General features: G+C 40.7%; 10 protein-coding genes, 3 rRNA genes and 2 pseudogenes. All 15 read left to right on the forward strand.

Translation table 11 applies throughout. The features are described 5' to 3' along the window. Positions 1-206 precede the first annotated feature (206 nt). Positions 207-389: pseudogene (locus JOS54_RS00385) on the forward strand (IS30 family transposase); the annotation flags it as partial. 397 nt (positions 390-786) lie between these two features. After that, positions 787-2,311: ribosomal RNA gene (locus tag JOS54_RS00390) — 16S ribosomal RNA — on the forward strand. A gap of 218 nt (positions 2,312-2,529) precedes the next feature. Further along, positions 2,530-5,431 (forward strand): 23S ribosomal RNA (locus tag JOS54_RS00395). A gap of 82 nt (positions 5,432-5,513) precedes the next feature. Continuing rightward, a 5S ribosomal RNA gene (gene rrf, locus JOS54_RS00400) occupies positions 5,514-5,621 on the forward strand. Together the 16S, 23S and 5S rRNA genes form the textbook arrangement of a ribosomal RNA operon. Before the next feature lie 68 nt (positions 5,622-5,689). Continuing rightward, entirely contained in the window at positions 5,690-6,142 is a 453-nt protein-coding gene (gene tsaE, locus JOS54_RS00405; RefSeq protein ID WP_203245110.1) for a tRNA (adenosine(37)-N6)-threonylcarbamoyltransferase complex ATPase subunit type 1 TsaE, read from the forward strand. Further along, the gene (gene tsaB, locus JOS54_RS00410; RefSeq protein ID WP_203245111.1) at positions 6,139-6,723 is read left to right on the forward strand and encodes a tRNA (adenosine(37)-N6)-threonylcarbamoyltransferase complex dimerization subunit type 1 TsaB; all 585 of its coding nucleotides are present in this window, start codon (positions 6,139-6,141) and stop codon (positions 6,721-6,723) included. The genes tsaE and tsaB overlap by 4 nt, the downstream gene beginning before the upstream one ends. After that, positions 6,720-7,154, forward strand: a complete 435-nt coding sequence (gene rimI / locus JOS54_RS00415; RefSeq protein WP_203245113.1) for a ribosomal protein S18-alanine N-acetyltransferase — start codon at positions 6,720-6,722, stop codon at positions 7,152-7,154. Before tsaB ends, rimI begins: the two co-directional genes overlap by 4 nt. Before the next feature lie 10 nt (positions 7,155-7,164). Next, entirely contained in the window at positions 7,165-8,169 is a 1,005-nt protein-coding gene (gene tsaD, locus JOS54_RS00420; RefSeq protein WP_203245114.1) for a tRNA (adenosine(37)-N6)-threonylcarbamoyltransferase complex transferase subunit TsaD, read from the forward strand. A 48-nt stretch (positions 8,170-8,217) separates the two neighbouring features. Further along, positions 8,218-8,859, forward strand: coding sequence for a redox-sensing transcriptional repressor Rex (locus tag JOS54_RS00425; protein ID WP_203245116.1), 642 nt, complete (start codon positions 8,218-8,220; stop codon positions 8,857-8,859). Between the two features lie 6 nt (positions 8,860-8,865). Next, positions 8,866-10,254, forward strand: a complete 1,389-nt coding sequence (gene asnS, locus JOS54_RS00430; protein ID WP_238928356.1) for an asparagine--tRNA ligase — start codon at positions 8,866-8,868, stop codon at positions 10,252-10,254. A 34-nt stretch (positions 10,255-10,288) separates the two neighbouring features. Continuing rightward, the gene (locus tag JOS54_RS00435) at positions 10,289-12,151 is read left to right on the forward strand and encodes an ABC-F family ATP-binding cassette domain-containing protein (protein ID WP_203245118.1); all 1,863 of its coding nucleotides are present in this window, start codon (positions 10,289-10,291) and stop codon (positions 12,149-12,151) included. An 89-nt stretch (positions 12,152-12,240) separates the two neighbouring features. Then, on the forward strand, positions 12,241-13,905 hold the full coding sequence (locus JOS54_RS00440; RefSeq protein WP_203245119.1) for a diphosphate--fructose-6-phosphate 1-phosphotransferase: 1,665 nt from the start codon (positions 12,241-12,243) through the stop codon (positions 13,903-13,905). Between the two features lie 465 nt (positions 13,906-14,370). Then, on the forward strand, positions 14,371-14,628 hold the full coding sequence (locus tag JOS54_RS00445; RefSeq protein ID WP_255520674.1) for a Fic/DOC family N-terminal domain-containing protein: 258 nt from the start codon (positions 14,371-14,373) through the stop codon (positions 14,626-14,628). Beyond that, positions 14,629-14,922 (forward strand): annotated as a pseudogene (locus JOS54_RS00450) (Fic family protein); the annotation flags it as partial. It lies immediately after the preceding gene. Positions 14,923-14,971: 49 nt separating this feature from the next. Next, on the forward strand, positions 14,972-15,103 hold the full coding sequence (locus JOS54_RS07965) for a CbrC family protein (protein ID WP_370541415.1): 132 nt from the start codon (positions 14,972-14,974) through the stop codon (positions 15,101-15,103). The last annotated feature ends 47 nt before the right edge of the window (positions 15,104-15,150 follow it).

Below are 15,150 nucleotides of genomic sequence, written 5' to 3' on the forward strand. Positions count from 1 at the left end.
AATAAGAGTGAAAAATAGATTTAAAGGGAGGCGAGAGATATAAGGAAAATAGAAAATAATTTTTTGTAAGTTGTAAAATGAAATTCAACAGAAAAGACATGTTCGTCTGATATACTAGAATTTTCCAAATCAGTATAGAAAGGCAGATGAACATGTCTACTATTTATTCTACCAAAAAAGCTTCCTGTTCATAGCTATCAGCCTTAAAACGAGGGACAAACGAGAACTTCAATGGACTTTTGAGAGAATTTCTTCCAAAGGGTCTATCTCTCAACCCTCTAACAAAAGAAGAAGTAGACCAGTATGTTTCAGCTATAAACAATAGACCTAGACGCCTTCACCAATATCAATCCGCAAATATTATTTTTGGGATATCCCAAACAACCTAAAAAAGGAATTCTGATGATGATGTGACCCCAAAGTTAGACTTTTAAATTTAGATATGGCAAACTCCAAATTTTTCAAAAAAAGTATGAATAATAGGCTTGCCATAGGAGGGATGAGATGATATTATAACTGGGCACTAGAGAGCAGTACAAAAGACAATGGCAGAGCTTTTTGGAAGAGGGAAGAAGGTATAAAGTACTCAAAACAAAGGGGAAAAGAAAGCGAGAAAAGTCGAAAAAAAGTAATTGACAAAGTCAGAAGGTATTGGTATTATAGTCAAGCACGCTTGAAGAGAGCGTGAGAGATCTTTGAAAACTGAATAGGAATTAAAAACATTACAGAACAACGTCAACGAAATAAGAAAGAAGTAGCCAAAGAGCTACGGAATAAAGAGTCAATCAAATGAAGAGTTTGATCCTGGCTCAGGATAAACGCTGGCGGCGTGCCTAATACATGCAAGTCGAACGCTGGAAACCTAGCTTGCTAGGTGGAAAGAGTGGCGAACGGGTGAGTAATACATAAGCAATCTGCCCACAAAGACCGGGATAACCTCTGGAAACGGGGACTAATACCGGATAGGTAAGGAGAAGGCATCTTTTCTTTATTAAAGGTTAAAAACACTAGTGGATGAGCTTATGGCGCATTAGTTAGTTGGTGAGGTAAAGGCTCACCAAGACGATGATGCGTAGCCGGCCTGAGAGGGTGAACGGCCACATTGGGACTGAGACACGGCCCAGACTCCTACGGGAGGCAGCAGTAGGGAATTTTCGGCAATGGGGGCAACCCTGACCGAGCAACGCCGCGTGAGTGAAGACGGCCTTCGGGTTGTAAAGCTCTGTTGTAAGAAAAGATAAACCGGAAGAGAATTTCAGTCAGACATTATCTTACCAGAAAGCCACGGCTAACTACGTGCCAGCAGCCGCGGTAATACGTAGGTGGCGAGCGTTATCCGGAATTATTGGGCGTAAAGGGTGCGTAGGCGGTCTGTTAAGTTCATGGTCAAATTGTGGGGCTCAACCCCATCACGCCATGGATACTGGCAGACTAGAGTATTGGAGAGGCAAGTGGAATTCCATGTGTAGCGGTAAAATGCGTAGATATATGGAGGAACACCGGTGGCGAAGGCGACTTGCTGGCCAAAGACTGACGCTGAGGCACGAAAGCGTGGGGAGCAAATAGGATTAGATACCCTAGTAGTCCACGCTGTAAACGATGAATACTAAGTATTGGGGAGACTCAGTGCTGCAGCTAACGCATTAAGTATTCCGCCTGTGGAGTATGCACGCAAGTGTGAAACATAAAGGAATTGACGGGGGCCCGCACAAGCGGTGGAGTATGTGGTTTAATTCGACGCAACGCGAAGAACCTTACCAGGCCTTGACATCCCTTGCAAAGCCCTAGAGATAGGGAAGAGGTTATCAAGGAGACAGGTGGTGCATGGTTGTCGTCAGCTCGTGTCGTGAGATGTTGGGTTAAGTCCCGCAACGAGCGCAACCCTTGTCTTCAGTTACCAGCATTCAGTTGGGGACTCTGGAGAGACTGCCGGTGATAAACCGGAGGAAGGTGGGGATGACGTCAAATCATCATGCCCCTTATGGCCTGGGCTACACACGTACTACAATGGCTATTACAACGTGCAGCGACTGTGTGAACAGGAGCGAATCACTGAAAGATAGTCTCAGTTCGGATTGGAGTCTGCAACTCGACTCCATGAAGTTGGAATCGCTAGTAATCGCGGATCAGCATGTCGCGGTGAATACGTTCTCGGGCCTTGTACACACCGCCCGTCATACCATGAGAGTTGGCAATACCCGAAGCCGGTGGCCTAACCGCAAGGAAGGAGCCGTCGAAGGTAGGGCTAATGATTGGGGTCAAGTCGTAACAAGGTATCCCTACGAGAACGTGGGGATGGATCACCTCCTTTCTAAGGAGAAAGATGTACACAAGAAAGAAGTTGGAGTAATAAATTCCTATTTAGTTTTGAGAGATTTCGGAAAAAGACTCTCAAGAGCAGTTCTTTGAAAACTGAATAACAGAAGAAGACAATAGATAGGTCTTTTTCGTAAAGTTGTGATAACAAGATTAACAGAAAAAGTTGAAAGACAAAAAGTTAACAGTTCTCGTACAAACGCAAAAAAGAGTGATTAAACGAACAAGAGCGTACGGTGGATGTCTTGGCATATAGAGCAGAAGAAGGACGCAGCAAACGGCGAAACGCCTCGGGGAGTCGTACACAGGCAACGATCCGGGGGTATCCGAATGGGGGAACCCGATACATAGGAAATGATGTATCACCCATAAGCCAATACATAACTTATGAGGAGAAAACCCAGTGAATTGAAACATCTTAGTAACTGGAGGAAAAGAAAATAACAATGATTCCGAGAGTAGTGGCGAGCGAAATTGGAAGAGCCCAAACCAGCTAAGAGCTGGGGTAGTAGGACCACGAGATGGTACAGATGAAGATAGTCGAATGAGATTGAAAGCTTCAGCCGCAGAAGGTGCAAGCCCTGTAGACGAAATTTTCAAATGGCCTAGTGGGATCCTGAGTACGTCGGGGCACGTGGAACCCTGACGGAAGCGACCGGGACCATCCGGTAAGGCTAAATACTCCTATATGACCGATAGTGAACCAGTACCATGAGGGAAAGATGAAAAGAACCGCGGGAGCGGAGTGAAATAGATTCTGAAACCGTATGCTTACAAAAAGTCAGAGCACATTCATGTGTGATGGCGTGCCTTTTGTAGAATGAACCGGCGAGTTATCCTTACGTGCGAGGTTAAGCAGACAATGCGGAGCCGAAGCGAAAGCGAATCTTAATAGGGTGAAGAGTACGTAGGGATAGACCCGAAGCCGTAGTGATCTAGTCATGAGCAGGTTGAAGTCTGGGTGAATCCAGATGGAGGACCGAACCGACCCCCGTTGAAACGTTGGCGGATGACTTGTGATTAGCGGAGAAATTCCAATCGAACACGGCGATAGCTGGTTCTCCCCGAAATAGCTTTAGGGCTAGCGTTGAACGGATCTACCCGGAGGTAGAGCACTGAAATCTTGCGGGCGGCACCTAGCCGTACCAATAGATATCAAACTCCGAATGCCGGGCAAGAATATTCAGCAGTCAGACTGTGGGTGATAAGGTCCATGGTCAAAAGGGAAACAGCCCAGATCATCAGATAAGGTCCCAAAATTTACGCTAAGTGGAAAAGGATGTGGAGACGCGCAAACAGCTAGGAGGTTGGCTCAGAAGCAGCCATCCTTGAAAGAGTGCGTAACAGCTCACTAGTCGAGTATCTCCGCGCCGAAAATTTACCGGGGCTAAGCGTAATACCGAATCTATGGATTTGAATTTAATTCAAGTGGTAGGGGAGCGTTCCATACAGCATTGAAGGTATACCGTAAGGAGTGCTGGAGCGTATGGAAGTGAGAATGCCGGTGTGAGTAGCGAGATGTAGGTGAGAATCCTACACACCGATAGACCAAGGTTTCCAGGGGAAGGTTCGTCCGCCCTGGGTAAGTCGGGACCTAAGGCCAGGCCGAAAGGCGTAGTCGATGGACAGCAGGTTGATATTCCTGCACCCGCGAATCAAGTGAAGGAGTGACAGAAAAGGTTAACCAGACCCCTTAATGGATTGGGGATTGTAAGGAGAAGAGGCTGATAGGCAAATCCGTCAGCGTAATTGAAGCCTTGCAGGGAGTGAACGCGCGAGCAAGTAGCGAAGATGGTGAGACCGCCGGTTCTCAAGAAAAGCTTCTAGCGTCAATTGATTAGTGGCCCGTACCAAAACCGACACAGGTGGTCAAGGCGAATAGCCTAAGGTGAGCGAGAGAACTGTTGCCAAGGAACTCGGCAAATTGGCCCCGTACGTTCGCAATAAGGGGTGCTCGAAAGAGCCGCAGTAAATAGGCCCTAGCAACTGTTTAACTAAAACATAGCTCTCTGCAAAGTCGCAAGACGAAGTATAGGGGGTGACACCTGCCCGGTGCTGGAAGGTCAAGGGGATTAGTTAGGAGTAATCCGAAGCTTTGAACCGAAGCCCCAGTGAACGGCGGCCGTAACTATAACGGTCCTAAGGTAGCGAAATTCCTTGTCAGGTAAGTTCTGACCCGCACGAAAGGTGTAATGATTTGGGCACTGTCTCGGCAGCAGACTCGGTGAAATCTTAGTACCTGTGAAGATGCAGGTTACCCGCAACTAGACGGAAAGACCCCATGGAGCTTTACTATAGCCTGCTATTGAGTTTCGGTTAAGTATGCACAGTATAGGTGGGAGACGAAGAGACCGGCCTTTCGGGGTCAGAGGAGTCACCGTTGGGATACCACTCTTACTTAATTGAAATTCTAACTCCGGACCGTGATCCGGGCGGAGGACCGTGGCAGGTGGGTAGTTTGACTGGGGCGGTCGCCTCCCAAAGAGTAACGGAGGCGTACAAAGGTACTCTCAGAATGGTTGGAAATCATTCAACGAGCGCAAACGCAGAAGAGTGCTTGACTGCGAGACAAACAGGTCGAGCAGGGACGAAAGTCGGTGTTAGTGATCCGGCGGTGCAGAATGGAATGGCCGTCGCTTAACGGATAAAAGCTACCCTGGGGATAACAGGCTGATCTCGCCCAAGAGTTCACATCGACGGCGAGGTTTGGCACCTCGATGTCGGCTCATCGCATCCTGGAGGTGAATTCGCTTCCAAGGGTTGGGCTGTCCGCCCATTAAAGCGGTACGCGAGCTGGGTTCAGAACGTCGTGAGACAGTTCGGTCCCTATCTGTTGTGGGCGTTGGAAATTTGAGGAGAGCTGCCCCTAGTACGAGAGGACCGGGGTGGACATTCCTACGGTGCACCAGTTGTCACGCCAGTGGCATAGCTGGATAGCCGAGAATGGACCGGATAAACGCTGAAGGCATCTAAGCGTGAAACCGACTCCAAGATAAGATTTCCCATCATTTCAAATGAATAAGACCCCTTAAAGACGATGAGGTTGATAGGTCAGGGATGTAAGCATAGTGATATGTTGAGTTGACTGATACTAATAGGTCGAAGGTTTATTCACGAAGAGAACGCCAATTTTACGAAAAGACAGAAAATGTCTTCTAAGCTGTTATTTAGTTTTCAGAGAATTGACTCTGAAAAGATCCGGTGACGATAGCGAAGTGGCCACACCTGTTCCCATCCCGAACACAGAAGTTAAGCACTTCAGCGGCAAAAATAGCCCTTTGGGTGAATCGAGCTCGTTGCCGGGTCTATTTTTTTTATCCTTTTTTTACTTTATAATTTGTTTTTATGAGGTATAATTTTCAAGGTGAATAGTATGAAAACATATACATATACAAGCCATTCCATGAAAGAAACATTTTCTCTAGGAGAAAAGATTGGAAAACACGCTTTTGAAGGTTTCCTTCTTTTATTAGATGGCGATTTAGGTGCTGGTAAAACTTCTCTAACAAAGGGAATTGGAAAAGGACTGGAAGTAACGAAAACAATCACTTCTCCTACTTTTAATATCCAAAAAATTTACAAAGGAAGAATTACCTTAAATCACATAGATGCTTATCGTTTAGAAGGTATTGTTCAAGATCTCGGTTTTGACGAATACTTTAATGAAGAAGCAGTTACGGTGATTGAGTGGAGTCATTTTATGTCCTATTTATTACCCGAGAAATATTTGAATTGTACCATAACCATTCAAGCGGATGATTCACGTGTGTATCATTTTGAAGCAAATGGAAAACCATATGAGGATTTTTTGGAGGTGCTAAAATGATTACACTATGTTTAGATACAAGTATGCAATATCTAGTACTAGGTCTAATGAATGATCAACAAATTCTGGCGAAAATTCAAAAAGAAATTCCCAAAAGACAATCAGAAGAAATCTTTGTTGAGCTTAATCGTTTGTTGGAAATGGCTCAATTAGATGTGGATGACATTGAGGCTCTTGTTGTCACAAATGGTCCAGGATCGTACACGGGTGTTCGTATTGCTTTAACAATCGCAAAAGTGTTTGCGAGCTTGAAAAAGCTTCCTTTCTATACCATCAGTTCCTTGCAATTGTTAGCAGGAAAGGAAAGTGGTCAAGTGATATTAGATGCGCGAGGGAAGCGTGTTTATACAGCTGTATATGACCATGGTAATCCTATGACAGAGGAAACTATTCAATTTATAGAAGATTTGAATTTAAAGGCAAACTTCATTGGTGATTTACAGCTCATAGGTCAGGAAAGGTCTAACTTGGATTTGGTGCAACACTTCTTTGATTTGAAAGATAAGTGGGTGTTACAGGAAGATGTAGATTACGTAAAGCCAAACTATCTAAAGGCGAATGGGGCTTATTTGGTTAAATGATGATTCATTCGGTTACTAATAAAGACTTATCACGCATTACCGCGATTGATCAAGGCGCCTTCAAAAATGGATTTTGGTCAAAAGAAAACTATGAAAATGAATTCGAAAATAATCCATACGCAAATCTTTATGTGTATAAAAAAGGAGAAATTCTTGGCTTTATTGATTTCTGGATTAGCTTTGAAATAGGGGATATAACACGCATTGCGGTTGATCCAAATTATCAAAGAAAAGGTATTGCTAAGGAATTATTAGAGTTTGCTTTAATGCAAATGAAAAAAGAAAATTGTGAATATTGTCAATTGGAAGTTCGCTCCAGCAATCAAGCTGCGATTTCTCTGTATGAAAAATTTGGTTTTGAAAAAATCAATATTCGTAGTCATTATTATGAAAATCAAGAAGATGCTTTAGTTATGAACAAAGTGCTTTAGGAGGATGTTTATGGCAAAAATATTAGCCATTGAAAGTAGCTGTGATGAAACAGCTTGTGCCATTATTGAAGATGGTCATGTGGTATTGAGTAATGTGGTTTCAACTCAAATTGATACTCATAAGCAATTTGGTGGGGTAGTACCTGAAGTCGCTTCCCGTCTTCATGTTGAAAAAATATCCATTGTTATTAAAGAGGCTTTAGAAAAAGCCGGTATGTCTGTTCAAGATGTGGATGCGATTGCCTATACCAAAGGACCTGGTTTAATCGGTTCTTTGCATGTCGGGGTTCAAGCGGCTAAAACACTGGCTTTGATGTATAAAAAACCGATGTTACCGACGAATCACATGGCAGGACACATCTATGCGAATGCCTTTGTGAAAGAGCTGAAATTTCCATTATTAGCTTTGGTAATTTCAGGTGGTCATAGTCAATTGGTTTGGATGAAGGAAGAGTATTCCTTTGAAATTATTGGTGATACCTTAGATGATGCAGTTGGTGAAGCTTATGATAAGGTTTCTCGTGTATTAGGAACGGGTTATCCGGGTGGACCGGTTATTGATAAGCTAGCGAAACAGGGTAAGGAACATTATTTCTTAAAAACCCCAAAAACGGATGGCACTTATGATTTTAGCTTCTCGGGTTTGAAGTCTTCTGTTCTTCAGTTGATTCAAAGGGAGGAAAAGCTCGGTAATCCTTTGGTAAAAGAAGATGTTGCGTTTGCGTTTCAAGAAGTAGCGATTCATTCCTTAGTGGATAAGACAGTCGCCGCTATACGAGATAAAAAGCCGGCGATGCTCGTTTTGGCAGGTGGTGTTTCCGCTAATTCGCGTTTAAGAGAAGTGATGGCGGAAAAGATGCAAGCTTTCCCAGAAACAGACTTGATACTACCACCGTTATCGGTATGTATGGACAATGCGGCAATGATTGGCGCAGCGGCTTGGGTTGCTTGGCAGCGACAAGAATTTGGCACATGGGAAGATTCAGCGGATTCAAGCATGGAATTGTCTGTTTAGGATTTCACAAATGAAATATTTTGGAATAGAATAAAGACGGTGATAATTATGAATGATAAGAATGAAAAGAATGTTCCACGCGCAACTTTACAACGTTATCCTTTATATCTAAAAGCTTTGCGTAAACTTCAAGAAGATGGAACCACACGTATTATGTCCCGTGAATTAGCGGAATTGGTTTCAATTGAGCCAACAACAATTCGTCGTGATTTCAGCTTTATTGGTAACCTTGGAAAACAAGGATATGGTTATGATGTTGAACGTTTAATTGAAATTTTCTCAGAAGAGTTAGGGGTTAATTTTGATGAGAAGATTATTTTAATCGGAGCCGGTAACTTAGGAAGAGCTTTATTGAACTACAATCATTGGAATCATGTGGTCGGAACCATTGTCTGTGCTTTTGATTTAGCGCCAAGTGCGGATGAAATCGGAGGTATTCCCGTATATCCATTGAGTGAGTTAAACCGTTATATGCCAAAAGGAACAAGAATTGCGATTTTGACAATTTCGCAAGATGTGCAAGCAACGGTGAATTTATTAATAAAAGCAGGGATTGAAGGTTTTGTGTCCTTTGCTATGGATCATTTTTCGGTTCCAAGTCATGTGTCTGTACGACACATTGATGTCGTTTCAAAGATTCAAGAATTAGTTTTTGAAACAAATGAAAAGCAACAAAATAAAGGAGTTTAGAAAATAATGTCAAGTGAAATGAGTATTCGCGATATTTATCGCCTAACAAAATCAGAAGTTGAATTGGAAAAAGATCAAGTTGAATATGTTCAACTACAAGGTTGGATTCGTACAAACCGTGCAGGAAAGAATGTATCGTTCATTTCTTTAAATGATGGAACTTATTTTAATAATGCGCAGATTGTGTATGATGCGGATACTTTGAGTAACTATGAAGAGGTTTCTAAATATTTAACAGGTACAGCTATCTCTGTGATTGGAAAGCTGGTTTTAACACCAGAAGCGAAACAACCTTTTGAGGTACAAGCAAAAGAAATTAGTTTAGAAGGTGTAGCGGATAACACGTATCCTCTACAAAAGAAGCGTCATAGCTTAGAATACTTAAGAGAAACATCTCATTTAAGACCAAGAACGAACACTCTTTCAGCTGTTTTTAGAGTACGCTCAGTTTTAGCGATGGCTATTCATACCTTTTTTCAAGAACAGGGCTTTGTGTATGTAAACACACCAATTATTACCGGCGCTGATGCAGAGGGAGCTGGTGAAACATTTACAGTTACAACCCAAACCGATGACCATTACGAAGAAGATTTCTTTGGTAAGCATGCTAGTTTAACTGTATCTGGTCAACTACAAGCCGAAGCTTTTGCATTGGCTTTTAGAGATGTGTACACGTTTGGACCAACCTTTAGAGCAGAAGAAAGTAATACCACCATTCATGCGGCTGAATTTTGGATGATTGAGCCGGAAATGGCTTTTGCGGATTTGGCATATGATATGGATGTTATTGAAGATATGATTAAATTCTGTATCGATTATGTGCTGGAAATGTGCCCGGAAGAAATGAATTTCTTTAATGAACGCATTGATACAAGCCTATTAGAACGTCTAAATCATGTTCGTAATTCTGATTTTAGGAGAATGTCATATACAGAAGCAATTGAAATCTTAAAGAAAGCTGATGTAAAATTTGAGAACAATAAGATTGAGTGGGGTATGGATTTAAATACCGAACATGAACGGTACTTAACCGATCAAGTAGTGAAGGGTCCTGTCTTTTTAACGGATTATCCAAAAGAAATTAAGGCTTTCTATATGCGTGAAAACGAAGATGGAAAGACGGTTGCGGCAGCTGATTTATTGGTGCCATCCGTCGGTGAATTGGTTGGTGGGTCGCAACGTGAAGAACGCTTGGAAATCTTAGAAAAGAAGATGAAAGAATTGGGCATGAACTTGGATGGCTACCAATGGTATTTAGATTTACGCCGTTATGGTGGTTGTGAACATGCCGGATTTGGTTTAGGCTTTGAGAGATTTGTGATGTATGTGACGGGAATGAAGAACATTCGTGATGTGATTCCTTTTGCCCGCACACCAAAGAATTTAGATTTCTAGGATGGCTTAACCATCCTTTTTTCAGGAGTGAGAGATGTTATATCAAGTTAGTAAAGCAAAAAAATCTTTTGCTGGAAATGATGTGTTTGAAAACGTCAATTTCATGGTCAAGGGAACAGAAAAAATAGCTTTGGTCGGTCGCAATGGTTGTGGCAAGACTACTTTTCTACGTTGTGTAACAAAAGAAGAGCAATTTGATGAAGGAACCGTCAGTCAACAAAATGGCACAAACATTGGCTACCTTTCTCAGAAGGTTTTTGCGAGAGATGAAGCGACGGTGAAGGAAGAACTTTACCAAATTTTTTTGCCTTTATTTCAAATTGAAAAAGAAATGAACCAATTAGCTATGAAAATGGCAGAGGATCATAGTGAAGAAATATTGAATAAATACGCACGACTTCAAGAACAATTTGAACAAAAGGGAGGATATACTTGGGAAAGTGAATTGCTGTCAGTCTTTACTCGTTTTGGTTTTGAAAAGGAAGATTTAAAGAAAAGCATTGGTACTTTTTCGGGTGGTCAGAAAACACGACTGGCTTTTGTTCGATTATTGTTATCAAAACCAGACTTACTCTTATTAGATGAGCCAACCAACCATTTGGATGTAGAAGCCATTGAATGGTTGGAAGGTTATATCAAAAACTATCCAAAAGCTGTTTTAATTGTTTCCCATGACCGTATGTTTTTAGACCACACCGTTGATGTGGTTTACCATATGGAATTTGGGACAATGAAGCGTTACCCGGGAAATTATTCGCATTTTGTTCAAGAAAAAGAAAATGATTTAGAACGCCAACAAGCCGCCTACAACCGCCAGCAAAAAGACATTCAGCGTCTACAAACTTTAATTGAAAAGTTCCGTTATAAAAAGAACAAAGCCGCCTTTGCTCAAAGTAAAATTAAATATTTGGAGCGAATGGAAAGAATTGATCCTGTTAAAAAAGGTCAAAGGAATTTTCATGCTCATTTTAAATCCCGTTTAAAAGGTGGAGAACAGGTCTTAACAGTTGATCATCTAAAGATAGGGTATAATCATGTCTTAAATGAATTCTCCTTTAAGGTCCGACGAGGTGATCGAATTGCGATTATGGGACCAAATGGAACCGGGAAATCTACTTTGATGAAAACCTTAATGGGAAAAATTCCTGCTTTAGGAGGTTCTTTCTTATTTGGTCATCAAATTGAAAAGGGATATTTTGATCAGCAGTTAGCTCAGTTTTCAAGTGATAAAACGGTGATTGAAGAAGTTTGGGATGAATATCCAGAATTGGATCGAACTCAAGTGCGTTCGGCGTTAGGGCAATTCTTATTCTCGGCGGATGATGTTTTTAAAGAGGTTCAAGTTTTATCCGGTGGTGAAAAGGTTCGCTTGTCATTTGTAAAACTTCTCTTAGAAGAAGCGAACACTTTATTGTTGGACGAACCGACCAATCATTTGGATATTCCAGGGAAAGAGGCTTTAGAGGAAGCGTTAAGTTGTTTTGATGGCACGATTATTTTTGTGTCACACGATCGTTACTTCATTCAACAAATTGCGACAAGTATTCTTGAATTGCGAGATAATGAAGCCGTGTTCTATCCACAAACGTATGAGGAATACCATTTGCATAAACAAGAATCCATTCAAGAAGAAGTTAAACTTGAAAAGTCAAAAGAGGTGAAAAAAACCTCCGGTTTATCTCCGAATGGAATACGGAGAAAATTAAAGCATCTTGAGGAACAAATCTCGAAAAAGGAAGAAGAGTTAGAGGCAATGCGTGAGCTTCGATTTGAACCGGAATATTATCAGGATTATCATAAGATGAATTTATTGGATATGGATATTGATGATATTCACAATGAAATTGCTTATTTGGAAAAAGAATGGGAAGAATTATTTGCAGAAAGTGAAGTTTAAGTCCGGTATAGAACTGGATTTTGTCGGTTTAGAAAAGGTCTATTTTGTGCTATTCTGAGTATGTGAATTCTATAAAGGAGGACAAGTTAATGACAGAATTATCACCGCTTCAAAAAGCTCGCTATGAATACAAGCCAAAACTTCCTAAAATGTTGAGAAACGGCATTGGGGAAATTTGTGTTAAAGAGGGTGAAGAAACACAAAGTGTAGCGGATCAAGAAAAGATTAAAGCTTTATTTCCAAATACTTATGGCAAAAAGGAAATTACTTTTGAAAAGGGTGTGAATACTTCAGTTGCTAAGAAACAAGTGGTTGGTGTGATTTTATCAGGTGGTCAAGCGCCTGGTGGTCATAATGTGGTTTGTGGATTATACGATGCTCTAAAGGCAACGAGTAAAGAGAATATTTTGTACGGATTTAAGAATGGTCCTAGTGGATTAATCGAAGATGATTATGTTGAATTCGATGATGCCCTTATTGATCAATATCGTAATACGGGTGGATTTGATATTATCGGTTCCGGTCGTACAAAGTTAGAAACCGAGGAACAATTCAAAGTTGTTTCTGAAGTTTGTGCAAAACATGGTATGACCGCTATCGTTATTATTGGTGGTGATGATTCCAATACGAATGCGGCTGTTTTAGCAGAATATTTTGCGTCTCATAACACAGCTGTTCAAGTGATTGGTTGTCCAAAGACGATTGATGGTGACTTAAAGAACGAAGATATTGAAATTTCATTTGGTTTTGATACAGCCACTAAGACTTATTCAGAAGTGATTGGTAATATTGAACGTGATGCCAACTCAGCTAAGAAATACTGGCATTTTGTGAAGGTTATGGGTCGTTCTGCTTCGCATGTGGCTTTGGAATGTGCCTTAGAAACACAACCAAATATTTGTTTAATCTCAGAAGAGGTTGCGGAAAAGAAAATGTCTTTATCGCAAATTGCAAACTATATTGCGGACGCAGTTGAAAAGCGTGCGACTAAGGGAATGAACTTCGGGGTTGCGATTATTCCTGAAGGTGTGGTTGAATTTGTGCCTGAATTCTCGGCTTTAATTGCTGAAATCAATGAACTGTTAGCAGGTTCTAAGGCGGGTGAATTCAATATGTTGGCTTCTTGGGATGAAAAGTATGCCTTTATTAAGAAAGGTTTATCGGATGATTCTTTCAAAGTATTCGCAATCTTACCGCAAGCTATCCAGCAACAATTATTCTTAGAAAGAGATCCGCATGGTAATGTGCAAGTGTCCTTGATTGAATCGGAAAAGTTATTCTCGGCTTTAGTGAAAGATGTCCTAGAACAAAGAAAAGTAGCTGGTACTTATCATGGTAAGTTCAATGCTTTACATCATTTCTTTGGTTATGAAGGTCGTTGTGCTTTCCCATCTAATTTTGATGCGGATTATTGTTACTCATTGGGATACAACGCGTTCATGTTGATACAGTATGGTTATAATGGTTACTTATCTAAGGTATCGAATTTATCGATGCCGGCGGATCAATGGGTGGCTGGTGGTATGCCAATCACTAAGATGATGAACATGGAAAGAAGACATGGGGAAGATAAGCCGGTTATTAAGAAAGCCTTGGTTGAATTAGATGGTAAGCCATTTAAGTACTTTGAAGCACATCGTGATGTTTGGGCAGTGGAAACGGCTTATACATATCCCGGTGCTATTCAATACTACGGACCAGCTGAAGTTTGTGATTTAACAACAAGAACATTAGCTTTAGAAAAAGATAAATAACTAAAAAGAACTGCTTGGAATGAAGTGAAAGCTGTTGGTGAAGACTTAAAAACAGTGACCAATTTTACAGTTGCTGTTCAATGAGTCCGCCAACGAAAGAACTTATGCAACTAGCATGATGGTGAAATCGTAACAATTATGGTGCTAAATAGAGCAATTAGGTGTGGAAATGTAAATACAGAAAGTGTTTATGATGGCAGAGCTATTTTGTTTATGTAAGATATAAGTTTTTGAAATATAGATAGGGAAAGATCACCCTTATTTCAGAAAATCAAGTTTTCTGAAATAAGGGTGATCTAATCTTGATAGTATTTCAAAAAAGGAGAGTTGACAAGTGAAAAAAAGAAAGAGCAGGAACTTTAAAAAAAACAACTGTCAGGTGACATATCATATTTTTCGTTTTATCCTTCAAAATTACCTCCAAATCCACCAATAGAAGTTGATAGTGATATTACAGAGAAATTAATAAAGGCTCATAAAGTGTTAGCAATACTTGATGATAGAGCAACAAACATTCCAAATATTGATTTGTTTGTTTCCATGTATGTTCAAAAAGAGGCACTTCTTTCATCGCAAATTGAAGGTACACAGGCAACATTAGAAGATATTTTTAATCCTAATATTGATGAAAATATCAATGCAGATGTGGATGATGTTGTTAACTATATTAAAGCTAGCAAATATGCAATAAAAAGATTGGAAACATTACCTTTGTGTAATTGATTGCTTTTAGAGACTCATAAAGTATTGCTATCCGGAGTAAGGGGAAAAGAAAAAAATCCCGTAGAGTTTCGACAAAGCCAAAACCGGATAGGTGGGGCAGGTTCTACGATAAAAACAGCAAGGTATATACCGCCGAATGTTTTATCCATGAAAGAGTCTTTGTCCGATTTAGAAAAATATATGAATGCAGAGGATAAGTTAGATGATTTAATCAGAATCGCACTTATTCATTATCAGTTTGAATCTATACATCCATTTTTAGATGGAAATGGACGCATTGGAAGATTACTAATCGTGTTATACTTACTGGAGAAAAAAGTCATAAAAACGCCATCTTTATATTATAGAAGAGTACGAGATGAGGTCAGAATACACCGATATCAGAGAGTACCTATACAAAGATGGCGATATGTGTGGATACTTATTTCGCTGTCTACACTGCGGTAAATACCACATCTATGTCGATGCGAGTTAATTTGTACGGTTGATAGGTGAATCTGGCATATTAAAGCGAAAGACGAA

Source organism: Bulleidia sp. zg-1006, assembly GCF_016812035.1.
Lineage (GTDB): Bacteria > Bacillota_I > Bacilli_A > Erysipelotrichales > Erysipelotrichaceae > Bulleidia.